The organism is Duganella sp. Root336D2 (assembly GCF_001425005.1).
In the GTDB taxonomy this organism is placed as follows: Bacteria; Pseudomonadota; Gammaproteobacteria; order Burkholderiales; family Burkholderiaceae_D; genus Rugamonas.
This window is the reverse complement of sequence record NZ_LMDB01000001.1, coordinates 445234-464241: the sequence shown is the minus strand read 5'-3', so window position 1 is coordinate 464241 and position 19008 is coordinate 445234. Positions and strand designations below refer to the sequence as shown.

The window sequence follows — 19008 nt, the reverse complement described above, 5'->3', positions numbered from 1 at the left end:
ATTACCCAGATGAGCAACCAGTCGCAGAATAACCCGCTCGAATTCAGTGTCCGCGGCATCGTCCTCGGCATCTTCATCACGCTGATCTTCACCGCAGCGCAGGTCTACCTGGGCCTGAAAGTCGGCCTGACCTTCGCCACCTCGATTCCTGCCGCTGTGATTTCCATGGCCCTGCTCAGCGCATTCAAGGATGCCACGATCCAGGAAAACAATATCGTGCAGACCATCGCCTCGGCGGCGGGCACGCTGGCATCGGTGATTTTCGTGCTGCCTGGTTTGCTGATGATCGGCTGGTGGTCCAAGATTCCATTCTGGCCGACCTTCGGCGCCTGCGCCATTGGCGGCGTGCTGGGCGTGATGTATACCATGCCGCTGCGCCGCGCACTGGTGTCGCAATCCGACCTGCCATATCCGGAAGGCGTGGCCGCTGCCGAAGTGCTGAAAGTGGGCACCCAGTCGCGCGCCGGGGCGCAAGAGGGCAAGGCCGGCTTGCGGGCTGTGATCTGGGGTTCCGTGGCTTCCGCCATCTTCGCCTTCCTCGGCGCGGCCAAGCTGGTCGCCGCTGAAGTGGCGCATTTCGTCAAATTCGGCAATGGCGCCACCGGCCTCGGGGCATCGAGCTCGCTGGCCCTGGTCGGCGCCGGCCACCTGATGGGTATCGCGGTCGGCATGGCCATGCTGGTCGGCCTGGTGATTGCCTGGGGCATCCTGGTGCCGCTGCTGACCATGGCCAACCCGGCCGCTCCCGGCGTTTCGCTGGCCGACCACGCGCTGGGCATCTGGAGTACCCAGGTGCGCATGATGGGCGCCGGCACCATTGGTGCTGCTGCAATCGTGACCCTGGCGACCCTGGCCAAGCCGGTGATGGGTGGCCTGAAGTCGGCGATGGAGTCTGCCCGCCGCGCCAAGGCCGGCGGCGCCGACGTGCCGCGCGAAGACAAGGACCTGCCGCTCTTCATCGTCGGCCTGGTAACACTGCTGTCGATGGTGCCGGCCGGCTGGCTGCTGTCGTCCTTCCTGTCGGGCGGCCCGCTGTCCTCGATCGCTACTCCGCTGATGGTGGTCGGCGTCGGCTACATCCTGATTGCCGGCATGCTGGCAGCGGCGGTCTGCGGCTACATGGCCGGCCTGATCGGCTCTTCCAATTCGCCGGTTTCCGGCCTGGCCATCCTGTCCATCCTCGGCGCCGCGACTTCGGTGGGCTGGGTCGGCCGCGAAATCATGGGGCCGGACACCGCCCAGGCGCTGATCGCTTTCGCGCTGTTCGTGACTACCGTGGTGCTGGCTGTTGCGGTGATCGGCAACGACAACCTGCAGGACCTGAAGACCGGCCAGCTGGTCGGCGCCACCCCGTGGAAGCAGCAGGTCGGCCTGATCATCGGCGTGTTCGCCGGTTCCTGCGTCGTGCCGCCCGTGCTGGAGCTGCTGAACCATGCGAACGGCTTTGCCGGGGCGCCGAATGCGAATGCAATTTCCGACCAGCCGCTGGCCGCCCCGCAGGCGACCCTGATCTCGACGCTGGCCAAAGGCGTGATCGGCGGCGACCTGAAATGGGACTTGATCGGCTACGGCGCCCTGATCGGCCTGGCGCTGGTGGCACTCGACTTCATCCTGAAGAAATCCAGCCACCGCAAATACAGCTGCGCGCCGCTGGGCGTTGGCCTGGCGATCTACCTACCGTCGGCGGTAACCTCGCCGGTAGTGGTGGGCGCGATCGGCGGCTACTTCTTCGAGCGGGCAATGCGCGGCAAGAAGCATGGCGAAGCCGCTTCGCGCCTTGGCGTGCTGGTGATGTCCGGCTTCATCGTCGGCGAAAGCCTGTTCAACGTTGCCCTGGCCGGCCTGATCGTGTTGACCAACAAGGGCGAACCGCTGGCAATCGCCAACAGCATGAGCGAAGCGACCACCATGCTGATCGCACTGGCCGTAGCTGCTGCCGTAGTCGTAGGACTTTACCGCTGGTCCGCAAAATCTGCCAGCGCCATCGAGGCTTGAAGGGACATTTCCGGAGTGTGACATGACGCTATCGAGAATCGGCCAGGGCACCTGGAATATGGGCGAGCGCGCTGCCGACAAGGCAGCCGAGATACGCGCCCTGCAATTGGGCCTGGATCTTGGCATGACGGTGATCGATACAGCGGAAATGTATGCCGACGGCGGTGCCGAAAAGGTGGTGGGCGAAGCGCTGGCCGGCCGCCGCGGCGAGGCCTACCTGGTCAGCAAGGTCCTGCCGCAGAATGCTTCGCGCAAAGGTGTGGTGGCGGCCTGCGAAAAAAGCCTGAAACGCATGAAGGTCGACCACATCGACCTGTACCTGCTGCATTGGCAGGGCAGCGTGCCGTTTGCCGAGACCCTGGAAGGGCTGATCGCCTTGAAGCAGTCCGGCAAGATCCATGAATTCGGCGTCAGCAACTTCGACCTCGCGCAAATGAAGGCCGCGACCGCGCTGGCTGGCGGCGAGTCCATCGAAGCCAACCAGGTACTGTACAACCTGCGCCGGCGCGGCATCGAATGGGACCTGCTGCCCTGGTGCCAGGAGCACGGCATCCTGCTGATGGCTTACTCACCCCTGGAGTCCAATCGCAAGGAGCAGGAACGCCTGCTGGCTGAACCGGCCTTGCAGGCTGTCGCTGCACGCCACCAGTCTACCCCTGCGCAAATTGCGCTGGCATGGCTGCTGCGGCAGGATGGCGTCATGCCGATTCCCAAAGCAACCAGCGAAGCGCACGTACGCGCCAATGCGGCTGCCATGACCTTGCGGCTGGACCAGGAAGACCTGGCCCAGCTGGACAAGGCCTTTGCAGCGCCAAGGCGCGCAACCCCGCTGGACATGCTCTGAGCGCGGCCTAGTAGCGGTAGCTTGCGTAGAAGGCTGCCGTCGGCGCCGTATTGCGCCGCGTGAGCGGGCTGCGTGCTGCTTCGCGCACCAGCGTACTTGATCCCAGCATGCCGGTGAGCGTCCAGTTCTGGTCGACCCGGTGTGCCCAGGCAAAGTTCAGGACGGCTTGGTACATGCCCGCCTTCGGCGTGTATTTTTTGTACGCTGTGCGCGCGGCTTGCGCGGCCGTCACGCCGTGGTACGTCTGCATGTATTTGCTGTCCGCGAAATTCGCGCCCAATGACAGCGCCACTTTGTCGCTCTTGTCCTCGTGCAGCACGCCACTGATTTCGAGTCCAGCCGTCTTGCCGTTCTCCTTATGCGACAACGGCAGCGAAGCGCTGGCGCCGATTACCAGGCCGGGCACGATGCTGAAGCCGGCGCGCAGGTTGGCGGTGGCACTGGCCTTGACGTCGCCCATGCCGCGCAGCTCGGTGCTGCCGCGGCTGCCGATAACGCTGGACTCGTTCTTCTCCAGGCGCTCACCGCGCACGCCCAGTGCCGCATCCAGGGAAAAATCTCCCAGCGCGGTACCGTAGCCCAGTCCGCGCATGCTGCTGGCATAAAATCCATTGGCCATCTGGTAGTCGAGAACGACGACCGGCACGAGTTGCATTTCCCTGGAGCCGGCGTAGCGCGACGTGGCGGCCAGGCCGCCGCCCAAGGTGAAGGTATTTTCCTGCGCTTGTATGCTGGTGCAGCAGGCGAGGATCAGGAATGAGACTGGAAGTTTCATGACTTGTTCTGAAAAAGTGATGGAGCCGGCAGTTTCCCAGCGCAGCATGAAGATTGGATAAAGCGCATCTTCATGCTTCCTTCAGGTAGCTGTGATTAGAATGGCGGGCATGAAGATACTTCTGATTGAAGACGATATGGACCTTGGCAACGGCATCCGCATTGCGCTGGCCGACCAGGGCATGGAGGTAACCTGGGTGCGCCAGCTCGCCGATGCCAGGAACCAGCTGGCGCAGCGCGGCTTCGACCTGCTGTTGCTGGACCTGGGACTGCCGGATGGCGACGGCATCGACCTGGTGGCCGGCCTGCGGCGCGGGCGGGAGGGCGTGCCGATACTGATCCTGAGTGCAAGGGACGCGCTGTCGGAGCGCCTGCTCGGCCTGGACACGGGGGCGGACGACTACCTGGTAAAACCGTTCGAGCTGGCCGAGCTGCTGTCGCGGGTGCGGGCCCTGGCCCGCCGCAGCTATGGCTTTGACGGCGAAACACTGGAGCTGCGCGGCATCGTGCTGCATGTGCCGACGCGGCGTGTCACGGTCAGCGGACGCTTCGCCGACCTCACAGGCAGCGAATACGAACTGCTGCGCATCCTGATGATGCGTGCCGACCGCGTGGTGACAAGGCGCAGCCTGGAGGAGCAGGCTTTGCCGGGTGCACAAGCGAATGCCAGCAATTCACTGGACGTCCATATGGCCAACCTGCGCCGCAAGGTCGGGGAAGGCTTGATCCGCACCGTGCGCGGCGTAGGGTATGTGATCGACCAGTGCGAGGCGGGCCGGTGATGCGCAGGCTCTGGCGGCGGCTTGTCTCGCACAGCATGGTGGCGCGCCTGCTGGTGGCGCAGATGTTCGTCCTGTGCCTGCTGTGGCTACTTGCACTGGTGTATGTGGTGCATGACGCAACCCGGGACAAGGTCACGCTGGAGCTGGAATCGATCTCCGACGCGATCATTGTGGTCGCCGAAAACGAACTGGCGCAACCGGCAAAGATGCAGGAGTCGATACGCAAAGTGGAAGTTGCGCTGCGCGAAATGGCTGGCGTCGACATAAACGCTTTTCCCGGCCCGAGCTTCATCGTTGAAAACGGCGAAGGCATCCTGTACCGCTCCGTTGAAGTACCTGAGGGGGCAAGAGCTGGTCCGCTCGGCGAACTGCCCGTGTTTGAAAGTGGCGGCACATCGTGGCGCACGCGCACGGTGCAATCGCCGCGCTCGGACGTGCGTGTCACCAGCATCATGCCGGCCGACGGCGTCAACATTTTCTTGCGGCTGGCGTCGCGCGGCACGCTGCTGCTGCCCTTGTTGATCAGTTTCCCTTTCCTGGTCTTGCCGGCCTGGCTGTCGATCCGTCTGGCGCAGGGCCCCTGGACCAGGGCCATGGCCGACCTGGCGACGCGCGGCCCGCAGGACTTGCGCCCGTTGCCGGTCGAGGGGCGTCCGCGCGAGCTGGTCGCCATGTTCAGCCGGATCAATGCCTTGCTGGCCCGGGTCAGCGACAGTGCGCAGCGCGAGCGGGCCTTCATCGCCGATGCCGCCCATGAACTGCGCACGCCGCTGGCGGCCATGCGAGTGAACGTGGAAGCGTTGCAGCGCCAGGCCAGCGACCCGCGCCAGCAGCAGCTGTTGGATGGCATCGTCAGCGGCAATGTGCGCGCGACGCGGCTGGTGAGCCAGCTGCTAAGGCTGATGCGCAGCGATGCAACCAGCGGCGAGCAGGATGAGAACATCTGTTTCGACGCGCTGGTGCAGGAAAGGATGGCTGCGCTGGCCGGCATTGCCGACACCAAGGGCGTGGAGCTGGAATTGAGCGGCGATGATGGGCTCTACCTGTCCGGCCGCAAGGAAGGTCTGGTGTCGCTGGTGGATAACCTGCTGGATAACGCCATCAAGTACAGCCCGGAGCAGGGCAAGGTGCTGGCTGATGTGCGGCGCTCCGATGGCTGCGCCGTGCTGCGCATTTCCGACCAGGGCCCGGGCATCGCGCCCGAGTTGCGCGAACGCGTGTTCGACCGCTTCTTCCGTGATCCGCGCCAGGCGCAGTCGCATTCAGGCAGCGGCCTTGGATTGGCGATCGCGCTGGCGGTGGCACGCCAGCACGGCGGCAGCATCGCACTGGATGCTGCCGGCAGCATGGGCCTGTGCGTGACGGTGCGGCTGCCGCTTAAGGCCTAGCGTTCGCCGCGGCTGGTGCCGAGGCGTTCCAGGATGCGGTGCAGCTCGTCCTGCATCATTGGCGACAGGTTCTGGAACTGGCAGCCGATCTGCACCTGCTCGCCGAGCAGGAAGGAGCGGAAATGGCGCGACAGGCGGATCTCCAGGTCGCAGATCAGCACCGAGCCTGGCCCCATGTCGAGGCGCACGCGCTGCAGCTTGCGCCCGACGTGCAGCCCGACCGCATCGCGCGGCGAGCAGCGCATGCCGACGCCGCCGACAGCGAAGTCGTACAGCTGCATTTCATATGGTTTGCCGTTCAGGACAAACGATGCGGTGTGGTAGGTGCCAAGCGGGGTCTCCAGGCGCGGCGCGGCACGCCGGTTGAGCACCTGGCAACGCTCCGGGAATTGGGCCGGGACCAGCGTCGGCTGCTCGGGCAGGGCATTCCAGTGCGGATCGTTCAGCTTGAACTGGAACTTGGCGCCGCGCAGCCATGCCACAAAGGTGCATTCGCCAGGCGGCAGGGTGGACCCTTCATTGAGCTGGATGACAAAGTGCGGCAGTTCGGGATCAACCGACAGCAGGCGGGCCATGACCGCTTCGGCATTGTCCCGGTGGTAGATGGAAACCGCATCGCCCGCATCGGCCAGCGCCGTCAGCGCGTCGCCGATTTCATCGGGGTCGACGATATCGTGTGGATGCGTCCCCGCAGCGATCGGTTCCACCGCGTCTTGTGGACGGGGCGGCCCCTTGCGGAAGTCGTTTGGCATTGGATCGTTCACAGCTCAGGTTCTCGTTTTTTAGGAGAGGACGCCAGTACTTTACCGCGTTCCGCCGCCGAGCGCTTGCTAAACGGCAATGAATGCTGCTTTTGTGTTGCGCGATGCCGACTCAGAAGCGCTCGTCCGGGCTCAGGTAGCGCCATTGCCCTTCCGGCAAGTTTCCAAGTTTGACACGACCGATCCGTACGCGCTTCAAGCCTAACACGCGCAGGCCGACCATTTCGCACATGCGGCGGATCTGTCGCTTCTTGCCTTCGCGCAGGGTAAAGCTGAGCTGGTCGTCGTTTTGCCAGCGCACTTTCGCCGGCAGCAGTGGTTTGCCGTCCATCCACATGCCGTGGTTCAGCTTCTGTAATTCGCTGTCCGGCAGGCGGCCACCCTTGGTGTACTCAACGCGGACCAGGTATTCCTTGTCAACGTTGGTGTTCTCGCCAATCAGCTGCTTGGCCACGCGGCCATCCTGGGTCAATACCAGCAGGCCGACCGAGTCGATGTCGAGGCGCCCGGCAGGCACCAGGCTGCGCAGCTGGTTGCGGTCGAAGCGCTCCGGCGAACCGTCTTCGGCCCAGCGGTTTTCCGGCTTGATCAGGACCACGGCCGGCTGGTAGCCGTCTTCGGCCTGGCCGGATACATAGCCGACCGGCTTGTTGATCAGGATCGTGACACGGCGCGCCTGTTCGGCCGCAGCCTGGCGCTCCACGGTGACTTTCTGGCTTGGGTAGACTTTGGTGCCCAGCTCGGACACCACCTGGCCATCCACGCGCACCCAGCCCTTGGCGATCCATTCATCGGCTTCACGGCGGGAGCACAGGCCCAGTTCGGACATGCGCTTGGACAGGCGTAACAATTCTTCGGACATCAGATTTTCAATACTTCGAGTAAGTCGGTTTCCAGCTGCAGCTGGGTACGGGCATTGGCCAGGGCAGGGCCGTCGACAATGAACACGTCTTCCACGCGTTCGCCGAGGGTCATGATCTTGGCCGTATGCAGGTTGATCTTGTAGGTGGTCAGTACCTTGGCGATCGAGTACAGCAGGCCGGTACGGTCGTTGGCCGCCACCGACAGCAAGTAGTACTGCCCGCGTTCGTCGGAGCGCAGGTCCACCGTCGGCTGGATCGGGAAGGTGCGCGACAGGCGCGACAGGCGCCCCTTGCTTGGCGATGTCAGCGGGCCTTGCGTCACCAGCAGCTCGCACAGCTCATGTTCGATCAGGTTGATGATATCGCGGTAGCTCTTGGCGAAATTCTGTTCGGTGACGAGGAAGGTGTCGAGCGCATAGCCGTGCTTCGTCGTATGGATCTTGGCATCGAGGATGCTGAAGTTCTTGCGGTCGAAGTAGGAGCAGATGCGCGCGAACAGGTCCGGCTGGTCCTTGATGTAGACCGCCACCTGGAGGCCTTCGCCGATCGGCGCCAGGCGCGCTTTCACCACCGGCTGCTCGCTGTCCAGGCGGTCCCACAGCGCGCGCGTTTGCCAGGCGATATCGCTGGCGTCGTGGCGCAGGAAGTAGGCCAGGTCGAGCTGCTTCCACAGCGCTTCGTGGGCATCGGGCGGCAGGCCATACAGGCGCAGGGTCGCCAGCGCTTCCTGCTGGCGGTTCTTCAGTTCGCGGTCGGCCGAATGCGGTTCGCCGCCCAGCACGCGCAGCGTCATCTTGTACAGGTCTTCCAGCAGCTTGCCTTTCCAGGCGTTCCAGACTTTCGGGCTGGTGCCGCGGATGTCGGCCACCGTCAACAGGTAGAGTGCGGTCAGGTGGCGTTCATCGCCCACTGTTTTTGCAAACGCCTGGATCACGTCCGGGTCGGACATGTCCTGCTTCTGCGCCACGTGCGACATGGTCAGGTGCTGCTCGACCAGGAAGGACACAAGCTCGGTGTCTTCCTGGTTCATGCCGTGCTCCTGGCAGAACTGCTGCACGTCGGCCACGCCCAGCTTCGAGTGGTCGCCGCCGCGGCCTTTGGCGATGTCGTGGAACAGCGCCGCCACGTACAGCAGCCATGGCTGCGGGAAGTTCGCCATCAGCTGCGAGCAGAACGGGTATTCGTGTGCATGCTCGGTCATGGTGAAGCGGCGCATATTGCGCAGCACCATCATGATGTGCTGGTCCACGGTGTAGACATGGAACAGGTCGTGCTGCATCTGGCCCGTGATCTTGCGGAAGCTGGGCAGGTAGCGGCCCAGGATGGACAGCTCGTTCATCCGGCGCATATTGTGGATGATGCCCTGGGGCGCCTGCAGGATGCGCAGGAAATAGGCTTTGTTGACCGGATCGGCGCGGAAGGCGGCGTCGATCTTGAAGCGTTCGTGCCACAGCGCGCGCATGGTGCGTGCGGTCATGCCTTTCAGGGCAGGGCGCTCGCACAGCAGCACGAAGATTTCCATGATGGCCGACGGCGTTTTTTCAAACGTATCGTCGTCGTTCATGTCGATCATGCCGTTCACTTCGCTGAAGCGCTCGTTGATGCGCACCGGCTCTTCGTCGTGCGGGAACAGGTAGGACTCGATGTTCTGCAGCAGGATGGTGTTGAGCTGCACCACGGTCTTGGCAGCCCAGTAGTAGCGCTGCATCAGGTATTCGCTGGCACGGCGCATGTGGACGCCGCTGCCGGTGGCTTTCAGGCCCAGGGTTTCGGCGACGGCGGTCTGCACGTCGAACACCAGGCGGTCTTCGCGGCGGCCGGCCACCAGGTGCAGGCGCACGCGGATGTCCTTGAAGGCGCGCTCCTTTTCCATCAGCTGGCGCGCTTCGGTCTGGGTGATCAGGCCGCGCACGGCCAGGGTGCGCCAGGAGTTGGCCAGGCCGGCAGCCTTGGCCATCCACAGGATCACGTGCAGGTCGCGCAGGCCGCCCGGGCTTTCCTTCACGTTCGGTTCCAGGCTGAAAGGCGTGTCCTCGTACTTGGCGTGGCGCTGGCGCATCTCGATGGTCTTGGCCTCGAAGAAGGCGCGCGGGTCCATGGCCTTGTTGTAGGCGTCCTGCAGTTGCGCGAACAGCACCATATTGCCGGTGACGATGCGCGCTTCCAGCAGGCTGGTTTGCACGGTGATGTCGGCCTTCGATTCGGCCAGGCATTCGTCGATGGTGCGGATGCTGTGGCCGACGTCCAGCCCCAGGTCCCACAGCAACTGGACGAATTCTTCCAGCTTGCCGCGCGTGGCATCGTCCGGCGCCTGGTGCAGCAGGATCAGGACGTCGACGTCGGAATACGGGAAAAGCTCGCCGCGGCCGTAGCCGCCCACCGCCACCAGCGCCGCTTGCGGCGGCAGGCGGTTGCCGGCCCAGGCTTGCGTCAGGACGTCGTCGACACTGCTGCGCAGGTTGCGCAGCAGCTTCTCCGGCATGCCGTCTTCATGGAAGTTGGCAATGATGAGCTGGCGGTCCGATTTGAGCCGGGCCTTGAGCTGTTCCCGGAGGTCCTTCTTCATCGCGGCGTGGGGCATGCGTGTGTCGGCTGGATTAGGCTGCGGCTTTTTCGGTGATGAACGCTGGCGGCGGCGGGCTGCCGGCGGACAAGGTGAACACTTCGTAGCCGGTCTCGGTCACGACCAGGGTGTGCTCCCATTGCGCCGACAGGCTGCGGTCCTTGGTCTTGATGGTCCAGCCGTCAGGCATTTCCTTGATTTCGCGGCGGCCGGCGTTGATCATCGGTTCGATGGTGAAGACCATGCCTGCTTCCAGCACTGGGCCGGTGCCCGGCTTGCCGTAATGGAGGATCTGCGGCTCTTCGTGGAACACCTTGCCGATGCCGTGGCCGCAGAATTCGCGCACCACGCTGTAGCCGTTTTTCTCGGCATGCACCTGGATGGCGTGGCCGATGTCGCCCAGCGTCGCGCCCGGCTTCACTTGCTCGATGCCCAGCCACATGCACTCGAACGTCACGTCCGACAGGCGCTTGGCCAGGATCGACGGTTTGCCGATGAAGAACATGCGGCTGTTGTCGCCGTGATAGCCGTCCTTGGTGATCACGGTGATGTCGAGGTTGACCACATCGCCATCCTTCAGCACTTTGTCGCCCGGGATGCCGTGGCAGATCACATCGTTGACGGAGGTGCAGATGGCTTTAGGGTAGGGCGTGTAGCCCGGCGGGCAGTAATTCAATGGCGCGGGAACGGTGCCCTGCACATTGGTCATGTACTCGTGGCACAGGCGGTCCAGTTCACCGGTGGTGACGCCGGCCTTGACGAAGGGGGTGATGTAGTCGAGTACTTCGGAGCCGAGACGGCCGGCCTCGCGCATGCCGGCGATGTCCTCGGGGGTTTTGATATTGATAGTCATGGATTCTGCTATGAGTGCGTTGTCCCCGTGATTATAAACGACAACGCTATGCCTTCCTGGCGCTGGGGCCTGGTACGCCTTCCATGCCATCAAGCTGTCATAAATGCGACTTAGGATCCTGCTTTCCGCATTTGTTTTCAGCCGAAAGCTCATTGCCGCCGAATTCCGGCGTATTCGTAATCTGATGGCATGCATATCTTTCGAAATATGTGCGGAACTGTTGTTGGCTTTCGTTTAATCGTGCAAAACGTAACTTGCTGGCATGCCGGCGCATGATTTCTTGCCATAATCAATACACCCAACCTGACCATAAGGAACCCCGATGTCCACCAGCCGCCGCAAGTTCCTCGGCTTCGCCTCCGCAGGCGCCGCCAGCACCTTTTTCCCCGACCTGATCCGGCAAGCGCTTGCCGTCCCGGCGTATAGCCCGACCGGCACGCTGGCCGACGTGCAGCATGTTGTCATCTTCATGCAGGAGAACCGCTCCTTCGACCACTATTTCGGCACCCTCGCCGGCGTGCGCGGATTCAACGACCCGCGCGCCATCACGCTACCGGGCGGGAAAGCGGTCTGGTACCAGCCCAATGGCAGCGGCGGCCATGTGCTGCCGTTCCACTTCGACGCCAAGAACACCAGTGCGCTGTCGCTGGGCACCAACCATAGCTGGAAAGGCTCGCAAACCACCTGGCAGGGCTGGGACGCCTGGGTCAAGCAGAAAACGGCACAGAGCATGGGCTATTTCGACCGCGGCGACCTGCCGTTCTACTATGCGCTGGCCGACGCCTTCACCATCTGCGACGACTACCATTGTTCGATCTTCGGCGCCACCGACCCGAATCGCATGTATTCGCTGACCGGCACCAACCAGAACTGGCTGGGTGCAATGGGCAGCCTGTACAACATCGACTCCGCAGGCTATTACAACAACGACCCGAAGTACGACAACGTCACCGCGAGCCTCACGGCGAGCGCACCGAACTGGCGCACCTATGCCGAAATCCTGGAAGCGAACAGCGTGAGCTGGAAGGTCTACCAGGAATGGGATAACTACGGCGACAACTACCTGGCCTATTTCCGCAACTTCCGCGTCAATGCCGACGGCACGCGGCTGTCGGAAAGCAGTCCGCTGTACCAGAAGGGCCGTGTCATTGCGCCCGGCTCCACTGAATCGAACACGCGCGGCACCAAGGGCGACTGGCTGGTGAACTCCTTTGCCGACGACGTGCGCAATAACCGCTTGCCGCGCGTGTCCTGGATCGTTGCACCGAACGACTATACCGAGCACTCGCCGAACTCGCCGAATGCCGGTGAAAACCTGACTGCGCGCCTGCTTGCCGCTTTGGTCGCCAATCCGGATGTCTGGTCGAAGACCGTTTTCCTGCTTACCTACGACGAAAACGACGGCTTCTTCGACCATATCCCTTCGCATATGGCGCCGCTGAATACCGGCATGGGGCGCAGCACGCTGGCCGACAACGGCCAGTACGAGAACTACAACGGCGTGCCGGTCGGCCTTGGCCCGCGCGTGCCGATGCTGGTGATCTCGCCATGGAGCAAGGGCGGGCGGGTCTGCTCGCAACTGTTCGACCACACCTCGAAACTGCGCTTCCTGGAGGAGTGGCTGGTGGCCAGCCTTGGCAAACAGCGCGGCAGCATCGCCTGCGAAAACATTTCTCCGTGGCGTCGTGCCGTCTGCGGCGACCTGACTTCCGCCTTCGACTTCAAGGCGCCGAATGCGAGTTGGCCGTCCACAGTGCCGAAGTCGACCACCTACCAGCTGGTGTCAGGGAAGCCTTATCCGCAGCCGCCGGCAGTGCAGGCCTTGCCGGCACAGGAAGGCAGCAGTCCGCGCTACTCCTGCGCCTTGCCTTACGCTTTCGCAGCAACTGCGCGCGTCGCGTCGTCGAAGCAGGTCGAGCTGTCATTCTTCAACCAGGGCGCGGCAGGCGGCGCGTTCATCGTCTATTCCAAGGCCCGCAATGACGGCCCGTGGTATTACACGGTGGAAGCAGGCAAGAAGATCGAGCGCGAGGTGTGGAACTGGAATACGCCTGACTATCACCTGAACCTGCTCGGCCCGAACGGCTTCCAGCGCGAATTCGGCGGCGTGCTGGCGCTGGCCACGGCGGCAGGCGGCGCCCGGCCGGAAGCATGGCTGGCTGCAAATCCCGTCGCAATGTCGGTTAATGTCGTGCTCTCCAACATTGACGGCGGCCGCGCTGCTACTTTCCGTGTTGCCGATAACGCGTATGGACGCGCGGCGACGACCCACACAGTGGCAGCCGGCCAGCAGGCGACCGTGAGCGTGCCGGTGAGCGCGAGCTACGGTTGGTATGACCTGAGCGTTACCTGCGACTTTGACGCTCAATACCTGCGCCGCATGGCAGGCCGCGTCGAAAATGGCCAGGCAAGCCGTACCGACCCTGTGCTGGGGCGCACCCCGGCCGGCCCGCAAGCAAGTATGTCAGCCAGCGCGGCTTCGGTTGTACGCGGAACGCCGATCAGTTTCACTTACACGGTGCCTGCGGCCCAGGTGAACAGCAAGAATTGGATCGGTATTTACCGTAGTGGCGTAATGCCCGGCTCTACCGCTTCGCTGTCCTGGCAATACGTCACCACCGGCAGCGGAAGCGCGAGCTTTGCCACTTCCGGACTGGCTGCCGGCACCTATGCGGCATGGCTGCTGTACAACGATGGCTACGTGGCTTTGACCAGCTCCGTGGTGTTCTCGGTGACGTGATAAAAAGTGTGCGATTGTGCCGATTTCCGCACCGCACACATATAAATTCATCAAGACTTGCACAATCGTGCGTGATTTACTTTCGTTTCTTTACAACAAGAAACGGAGAGATCCAAATGCGATTGAAAGTTGCAACTGCAGCGGTAATGTTAGTAACCAGCCTGTTCGCACAGGCTGGTCTTCCCTATAAAGGCAGCATTTATGAGTTCAAACAGCCGGGCGGTGAAAAGCTGCGCGTACACCTGGACGGTAACGATTACTATGCCGAACAGCGCACCGATGACGGCTCGCTGATCGTCTATGACAATGCCAAGAAAGGCTTCTGCTACGCCACGGTGAGCGCCGCCGGCGACGAACTGGTATCGACCGGCGTACTGGCGACCAATGCCAAGGTGCGCAGCCTGGGCGGCGGCACCGCCAAAAAACAGGAAGGCCTGAGCCAGGATGCCCGCGCCCGCAAGGCCAAGGAGAAGTTCGAGAAGATGAATAACCGCTCGCTGGAAAGTGCCCGCAAGTCCGCGAGCATCGCGGCGAGCGCGCCGCAGGCACTGGCGGCGCCGGTGACCGGGCAGGTGAAGGGCCTGACCGTGATTATCGACTTCCCAGACGTGCCGGGCACGATCACCCAGGCGCAGGTCAATTCCTTCCTGAATGACATGCCGTACACCGGCTTTGGCAATGCGCAGTCGGTGCGCGGCTACTGGCAGTCCGTCTCTGGCGGCAAGCTCGATTACACCAATGCCACCACGGTCTATTACCGCGCCAAGAAGAACAAGGCGTATTACGCTGACAGCAGCCTGGATTCCGGCGTGCGCTCGCAAGAGCTGATCTCGGAAGCATTGAACTGGCTGGAGTACACCCAGGGCTTCAATTTCGCTTCATTAAGCGTGGACGCCAACAAGCGTATTCGCGGCCTGAATTTCTTCTACTCCGGCGGTTCGGACAGCGCCTGGTCGAAAGGCTTGTGGCCACACATGGGCTGGCTGGGCAAGCAGTTCTGCGCGGACGGCGTTTGCACCGGCTACTACCAGATCACGAACATGGGCAACAGCCTGGCCATCGGCACCTTCTCGCACGAGACGGGCCACCTGGTGATGGGCTGGCCGGACCTGTACGACTATGACGGCAGCTCCGAAGGTTCGGCTGCCAGCTACTGCATCATGGGCTTCGGCAGTATCGGCGCGCAAAGCCAGTATCGCCCGGTGCCGCCGAATGGCTTCTTCCGCTACCAGGTTGGCTGGGATACCGTGACCGAGCTGAATCCGGCGTTGAATGCCAGTGCTCCGAAAGGGCGCCTGAGCCATACTTCCGGCTCGCATAACCTGTACCGTTGGACCAACCCGGCCAAGACCGACGAAGCGTTCTACGTGGAAGCGATCTACAAAGCGGACCAGAACCTGTACCAGCTCGGTTCCGGCCTGGCGGTATGGCACATCGACCCGGCAGGCAACAACTCCGACGAGTGGCACCCATACGTGCAGATGGAGCACGCCGACGGCCGCCGCGACCCTGAGTACAACGCGAACCGTGGCGACGGCACCGACCTGTACGACGGCGCGATCTACAAGGCCTTCTACGACACGGTGCCGAACAACTACGTCAGCCGCGGTACCAATTCGCGCTGGTGGAGCGGGACCGGCTCCAACTTCGGCCTGGCCAACATCAGCGCCGCTGCGAAGACGATATCCTTCGACGTGGTGAAGGGCGACGGCACGGCGGGCGGCGAGACCTATACCGGCTACCTGTCCGGCACCAATGCCTCCGCCATCCACCCATCGCCATACTTCTTGTACAACGGCGGCACGATCAAGGCCAACCTGGCCGGCCCATCGAATGCCGACTTTGAGCTGAAGCTGGAGAAGTGGGATGGCAGCACGTGGGTGCAGGTGGCTTCATCGACCAGCCCGACGTCGACTGAAGCGATCAGCTACAGCGCCGCTTTGGCTTATTACCGGATCACCGTGTACTCGTATAGCGGCTCCGGCAACTACACGCTGAGCGTTACGAAGTAAGCCGCCTAAGGCGATGGTGCCTGCTGGCCGCCGGCTTTCGGCATGGCGGCCAGTCGGGCAGCTATGGCGTTCGGCGTTTCTTGTCGACGAGCGATTTCTCGATCGCGGCAAGGCGCGCATCCATCTGCACAAGAACCGCGCTGGACTTCTGATTTTGGACCGCCATTTCGTGTTGCAGGGTGGCGTGGCGCTGGCCAATTTCAAACGCGTTATGGAAGTTCTGGATGATTGCGGCGTTGAGGCCGGCTGTGCCGAAAAGGATGGTGAGCGTGGCCGTAACGCCGGTAGCGATGATGACTTTCCGAGTGCCCCGCGACTCCTTGCGGAACTCATCAAGCTGCCTCTGAACTTCCTTGTGCTGAATGTCGTCGGCGCGTTGACGGGCGGCGTCCCGTTCTTCCATTCGGGCGAGGGTGGCCGAAACAAAAGTTCTGAATTCCGCCACAGATGCAGCGCTGCGAGCCTCTGATGACTTAAGCTTGGAGTCGAAGTAGTCTTTGATAGCGGGATCCATAATTTTATCTTCGGTGGGCAGGTGGGGAATGTCAACCAGGCTCATGAGGGCACCTCGACGTGTTACCTCATTGTGGTGACGCTCCCTGCCCACCGCTTAGATACGGATCAAGCTTTGCTGCCTTCCGCCTTGAAGTGTGCAACGAGGGCATTGGCATGGCCATGACCCATGCCGTGGTCGGTTTTCAGCGCCGCCACCATATCCATATGCTTCATGCCCTTCATGCTTTTGAGCAGCTTGAGCCAATGCTCGACCGGCTGGCCATACTTCGCTTCAATCGAAGGGAAATAGGAGGAGGGGCTTCCCATGGCCGTCTCCTTATTGCTCGACCAGCAAAGCCAGCAGGGCTAGCGACTGCTGCCAGCCCAGGTAGCACTGCTCGGCAGGAATCACGGCCGGCACGCCTTCCTGCGTGATCTCGACTTCGGTGCCGCAGGAAACCGCACGCAGGTTGATGGTGGTCTGCATCTGCCCCGGCAGGTTCGGGTCGTCGAACACCGCGCTGTAGCGGATCTTCTCGCCTGGATGCAGTTCGAGGTATTCGCCACCGAAGGAATGGGTGAAGCCGGTGCCCAGGTCGACAAAGGACATGCGGTACTTGCCGCCCACGCGGGCATCCATTTCATGCACCTCGCCCAGGTAGCCGTTCGGCGGCAGCCATTTGTTGAAGGCCGAGGCGGTGGTCCAGGCCTTGTAGATGCGGTCCGGGGAAGCGCGCAGTACACGGTGCAGTTTGATGGTATTGGTTGCCATTTCAGTAGTCTCCATGTTTGGGTGGGTTGGTATAGGCACGACGCGCCAGCTCGGCCAAATTCGACACGGGCGTGACAAAAAATACAAAATATTTCGAGATTCTTTGTATTTCTTATCAAGTTTGCACTAAAATGCGGCCCGGTGCACCGTGCGGATGACTGCAACACGCTTGCATGAGCCCCCTCCGATACGCTAAAATTTATGGTTGCCTGACCTAGCGTCTTGCAATAGCAGCAAATTTTCTTATTTTATAAACCCGAATCCCCCCTACAAGGGTGCCCGCAAGGGTCACTGGGTGGATTCCAGACCAAACCCTGGAGTAAACAATGTCTGTAACGATGCGTGAAATGCTGGAAGCCGGCGTCCATTTCGGTCACCAAACCCGTTTCTGGAACCCAAAGATGGCTCCGTTCATCTTCGGCCACCGCAACAAGATTCACATCATCAACCTGGAAAAGACCCTGGCCATGTACCAGGACGCGATGAAAACCATCCGTCAAATCTCCGCTTCCCGTGGCACCATCATGATGGTTGGCACCAAGCGCCAGGCTCGCGACATCATCGCTGCTGAAGCTCAGCGCGCCGGTGTTCCGTTTGTTGACCAGCGTTGGCTGGGCGGCATGCTGACCAACTTCAAGACCATCAAGACCTCGATCAAGCGCCTGAAAGACATGGAAGCTTCGATCGAAGACGGTTCCGTCGAGAAGCTGTCGAAGAAAGAAGCACTGCTGTTCCGTCGCGAACTGGAAAAGCTGCAGAAATCCATCGGCGGCATCAAGGATATGGGCGGTGTTCCTGACGCAATCTTCGTGGTTGACGTTGGTTACCACAAAGGCGCGATCACCGAAGCCGCCAAGCTGGGCATCCCAGTGATCGGCGTGGTCGATACCAACCACTCCCCAGAAGGCGTGACCCACGTCATTCCTGGTAACGATGACTCCTCCAAAGCGATCACCCTGTACGCTCGCGGCGTAGCAGACGCGATCCTGGAAGGCCGTGCCAACGCTACCACTGAAGTCCTGGAATCCATCAAGACTGCAGCTGGCGACGAGTTCGTAGAAGTTAACGAGCAGGCTTAATTGCCTGGCCGTCGCAAGACGGCTTCAGCTTGAGAAAGGGGTGGCCCACCAGCTCCCCCTTTTTTTTAAACAGAATCCCCCGGATGAGCAGGCTGCCCTTGGCGCCGCCCCGGACTGAATCCCAAACCGAATACAGGAGAATCACATGGCAGCAATTACTGCAGCAATGGTAGGTGAACTGCGCGCTAAGACCGACGCGCCAATGATGGAATGCAAAAAAGCGCTGACCGAAGCCGGCGGCGACATGGACAAAGCAGAAGAGCTGCTGCGCGTTAAGCTGGGCGGCAAGGCTGCCAAAGCTTCCGCACGTATCACCGCTGAAGGCGTGGTTGCTTCCTACATCGCTGGCAACATCGGCGCGCTGGTGGAAGTGAACTCCGAGACCGACTTCGTTGCCAAGAACGACGATTTCCTGGCCCTGGCTGCCCTGGCTGCCAAGCTGGCCGCTGAACAGAACCCGGCTGACGTAGCTGCCCTGCTGGCCCTGCCAGCTGGCAACGGCCAGACCCTGGACGAAGTGCGTGCTGCCCTGGTTGGTAAAATCGGCGAAAACATGTCGATCCGTCGCTTCCAGCGTTTCGAAACCACCGGCAAGCTGGCTTCCTACCTGCACGGCACCAAGATCGGCGTGATCGTCGAGTTCGACGGCGCCGACGAGCAAGTGGGTAAAGACGTGGCCATGCACATCGCTGCAATGAAGCCGGTTGCCCTGTCGTCCGAGCAGGTTCCTGCCGAACTGATCGCCAAAGAGCGTTCGGTTGCCCAGGCCAAGTCCGACGAAGACGCAGCTGCTGCGCAAGCCGCTGGCAAGCCAACCCAGGCAGCAGACATCGTTGCCAAGCGCATCGATGGCGCCGTTGCCAAGTACCTCAAAGAAGTGTCGCTGATGAACCAGGCTTTCGTGAAGAACGACAAGCAGTCCATCGAGCAGATGCTGAAAGCCGCTAACACCACCGTCAAGGGCTTCACCATGTACGTGGTTGGCGAAGGCATTGAGAAGAAAGTTGACGATTTCGCGGCGGAAGTCGCAGCCCAGATGGCTGCCTCCAAAGGCGCATAATCAAGAGAACGGGCCGCAAGGCCCGTT

16 protein-coding genes are annotated in these 19008 nt (G+C 62.0%); 8 read left to right on the top strand and 8 right to left on the bottom strand.

The annotated features are described in order from the left end of the window. Nucleotides 1-9 precede the first annotated feature (9 nt). Nucleotides 10-1995 carry an OPT family oligopeptide transporter gene (locus ASD07_RS01820; RefSeq protein ID WP_055924281.1) on the top strand — a complete coding sequence of 662 codons (1986 nt, stop codon included), beginning with the start codon at nucleotides 10-12 and terminating at the stop codon, nucleotides 1993-1995. 22 nt (nucleotides 1996-2017) lie between these two features. Further along, nucleotides 2018-2839: an aldo/keto reductase gene (locus tag ASD07_RS01815; protein WP_055924277.1), complete on the top strand. Its 822-nt coding sequence runs from the start codon at nucleotides 2018-2020 to the stop codon at nucleotides 2837-2839. 7 nt (nucleotides 2840-2846) lie between these two features. On the opposite strand, the gene ASD07_RS01810 is transcribed toward ASD07_RS01815, so the two are convergent. After that, nucleotides 2847-3614, bottom strand: coding sequence for a MipA/OmpV family protein (locus ASD07_RS01810; RefSeq protein ID WP_162246524.1), 768 nt, complete (start codon nucleotides 3612-3614; stop codon nucleotides 2847-2849). Between the two features lie 109 nt (nucleotides 3615-3723). Here ASD07_RS01810 and ASD07_RS01805 point away from each other — a divergent pair, with 109 nt between their 5' ends. Together ASD07_RS01805 and ASD07_RS01800 are read left to right on the top strand one after the other, a co-directional pair. Continuing rightward, entirely contained in the window at nucleotides 3724-4395 is a 672-nt protein-coding gene (locus ASD07_RS01805; protein WP_055925258.1) for a response regulator, read from the top strand. Beyond that, the gene (locus ASD07_RS01800; RefSeq protein ID WP_229207025.1) at nucleotides 4395-5783 is read left to right on the top strand and encodes a HAMP domain-containing sensor histidine kinase; all 1389 of its coding nucleotides are present in this window, start codon (nucleotides 4395-4397) and stop codon (nucleotides 5781-5783) included. The genes ASD07_RS01805 and ASD07_RS01800 overlap by 1 nt, the downstream gene beginning before the upstream one ends. Here ASD07_RS01800 and ASD07_RS01795 read toward each other — a convergent pair. The 4 genes from ASD07_RS01795 to map all read right to left on the bottom strand — a co-directional run bounded on the left by ASD07_RS01795 (nucleotide 5780) and on the right by map (nucleotide 10823). Beyond that, complete coding sequence (locus ASD07_RS01795) at nucleotides 5780-6535, bottom strand: flagellar brake protein (protein ID WP_307142750.1); 756 nt, start codon at nucleotides 6533-6535, stop codon at nucleotides 5780-5782. The two genes, ASD07_RS01800 and ASD07_RS01795, sit on opposite strands and share 4 nt — an antisense overlap. Nucleotides 6536-6656: 121 nt before the next feature. Beyond that, on the bottom strand, nucleotides 6657-7406 hold the full coding sequence (locus tag ASD07_RS01790; RefSeq protein ID WP_200953740.1) for a pseudouridine synthase: 750 nt from the start codon (nucleotides 7404-7406) through the stop codon (nucleotides 6657-6659). Further along, nucleotides 7406-9988, bottom strand: a complete 2583-nt coding sequence (locus tag ASD07_RS01785) for a [protein-PII] uridylyltransferase (protein WP_055924270.1) — start codon at nucleotides 9986-9988, stop codon at nucleotides 7406-7408. Before ASD07_RS01785 ends, ASD07_RS01790 begins: the two co-directional genes overlap by 1 nt. A gap of 16 nt (nucleotides 9989-10004) precedes the next feature. Further along, nucleotides 10005-10823, bottom strand: coding sequence for a type I methionyl aminopeptidase (gene map / locus ASD07_RS01780; RefSeq protein ID WP_055924267.1), 819 nt, complete (start codon nucleotides 10821-10823; stop codon nucleotides 10005-10007). Between the two features lie 322 nt (nucleotides 10824-11145). Between map and ASD07_RS01775 the strand changes: the two genes are divergently transcribed. Both ASD07_RS01775 and ASD07_RS01770 read left to right on the top strand, forming a co-directional pair. After that, nucleotides 11146-13563: a phosphocholine-specific phospholipase C gene (locus ASD07_RS01775; RefSeq protein WP_055924265.1), complete on the top strand. Its 2418-nt coding sequence runs from the start codon at nucleotides 11146-11148 to the stop codon at nucleotides 13561-13563. Between the two features lie 146 nt (nucleotides 13564-13709). After that, nucleotides 13710-15575 (top strand): M6 family metalloprotease domain-containing protein, encoded by a 1866-nt coding sequence (locus ASD07_RS01770; RefSeq protein ID WP_200953739.1) that lies wholly within the window; start codon nucleotides 13710-13712, stop codon nucleotides 15573-15575. A gap of 61 nt (nucleotides 15576-15636) precedes the next feature. Here ASD07_RS01770 and ASD07_RS01765 read toward each other — a convergent pair whose 3' ends face one another. From ASD07_RS01765 to ASD07_RS01755, 3 genes are all read right to left on the bottom strand, one after another. Next, a complete protein-coding gene (locus tag ASD07_RS01765) occupies nucleotides 15637-16134 on the bottom strand; it encodes a hypothetical protein (RefSeq protein ID WP_055924259.1) in 498 nt (165 codons plus the stop codon). A 62-nt stretch (nucleotides 16135-16196) separates the two neighbouring features. Then, the gene (locus tag ASD07_RS01760) at nucleotides 16197-16397 is read right to left on the bottom strand and encodes a DUF4287 domain-containing protein (RefSeq protein ID WP_055924256.1); all 201 of its coding nucleotides are present in this window, start codon (nucleotides 16395-16397) and stop codon (nucleotides 16197-16199) included. A gap of 10 nt (nucleotides 16398-16407) precedes the next feature. Further along, nucleotides 16408-16842 carry an SRPBCC family protein gene (locus ASD07_RS01755; protein WP_055924253.1) on the bottom strand — a complete coding sequence of 145 codons (435 nt, stop codon included), beginning with the start codon at nucleotides 16840-16842 and terminating at the stop codon, nucleotides 16408-16410. 326 nt (nucleotides 16843-17168) lie between these two features. Here ASD07_RS01755 and rpsB point away from each other — a divergent pair, with 326 nt between their 5' ends. Together rpsB and tsf are read left to right on the top strand one after the other, a co-directional pair. Then, nucleotides 17169-17921 carry a 30S ribosomal protein S2 gene (gene rpsB, locus ASD07_RS01750; protein ID WP_055924250.1) on the top strand — a complete coding sequence of 251 codons (753 nt, stop codon included), beginning with the start codon at nucleotides 17169-17171 and terminating at the stop codon, nucleotides 17919-17921. A 145-nt stretch (nucleotides 17922-18066) separates the two neighbouring features. Then, nucleotides 18067-18981 carry a translation elongation factor Ts gene (gene tsf / locus ASD07_RS01745; protein ID WP_055924247.1) on the top strand — a complete coding sequence of 305 codons (915 nt, stop codon included), beginning with the start codon at nucleotides 18067-18069 and terminating at the stop codon, nucleotides 18979-18981. The last annotated feature ends 27 nt before the right edge of the window (nucleotides 18982-19008 follow it).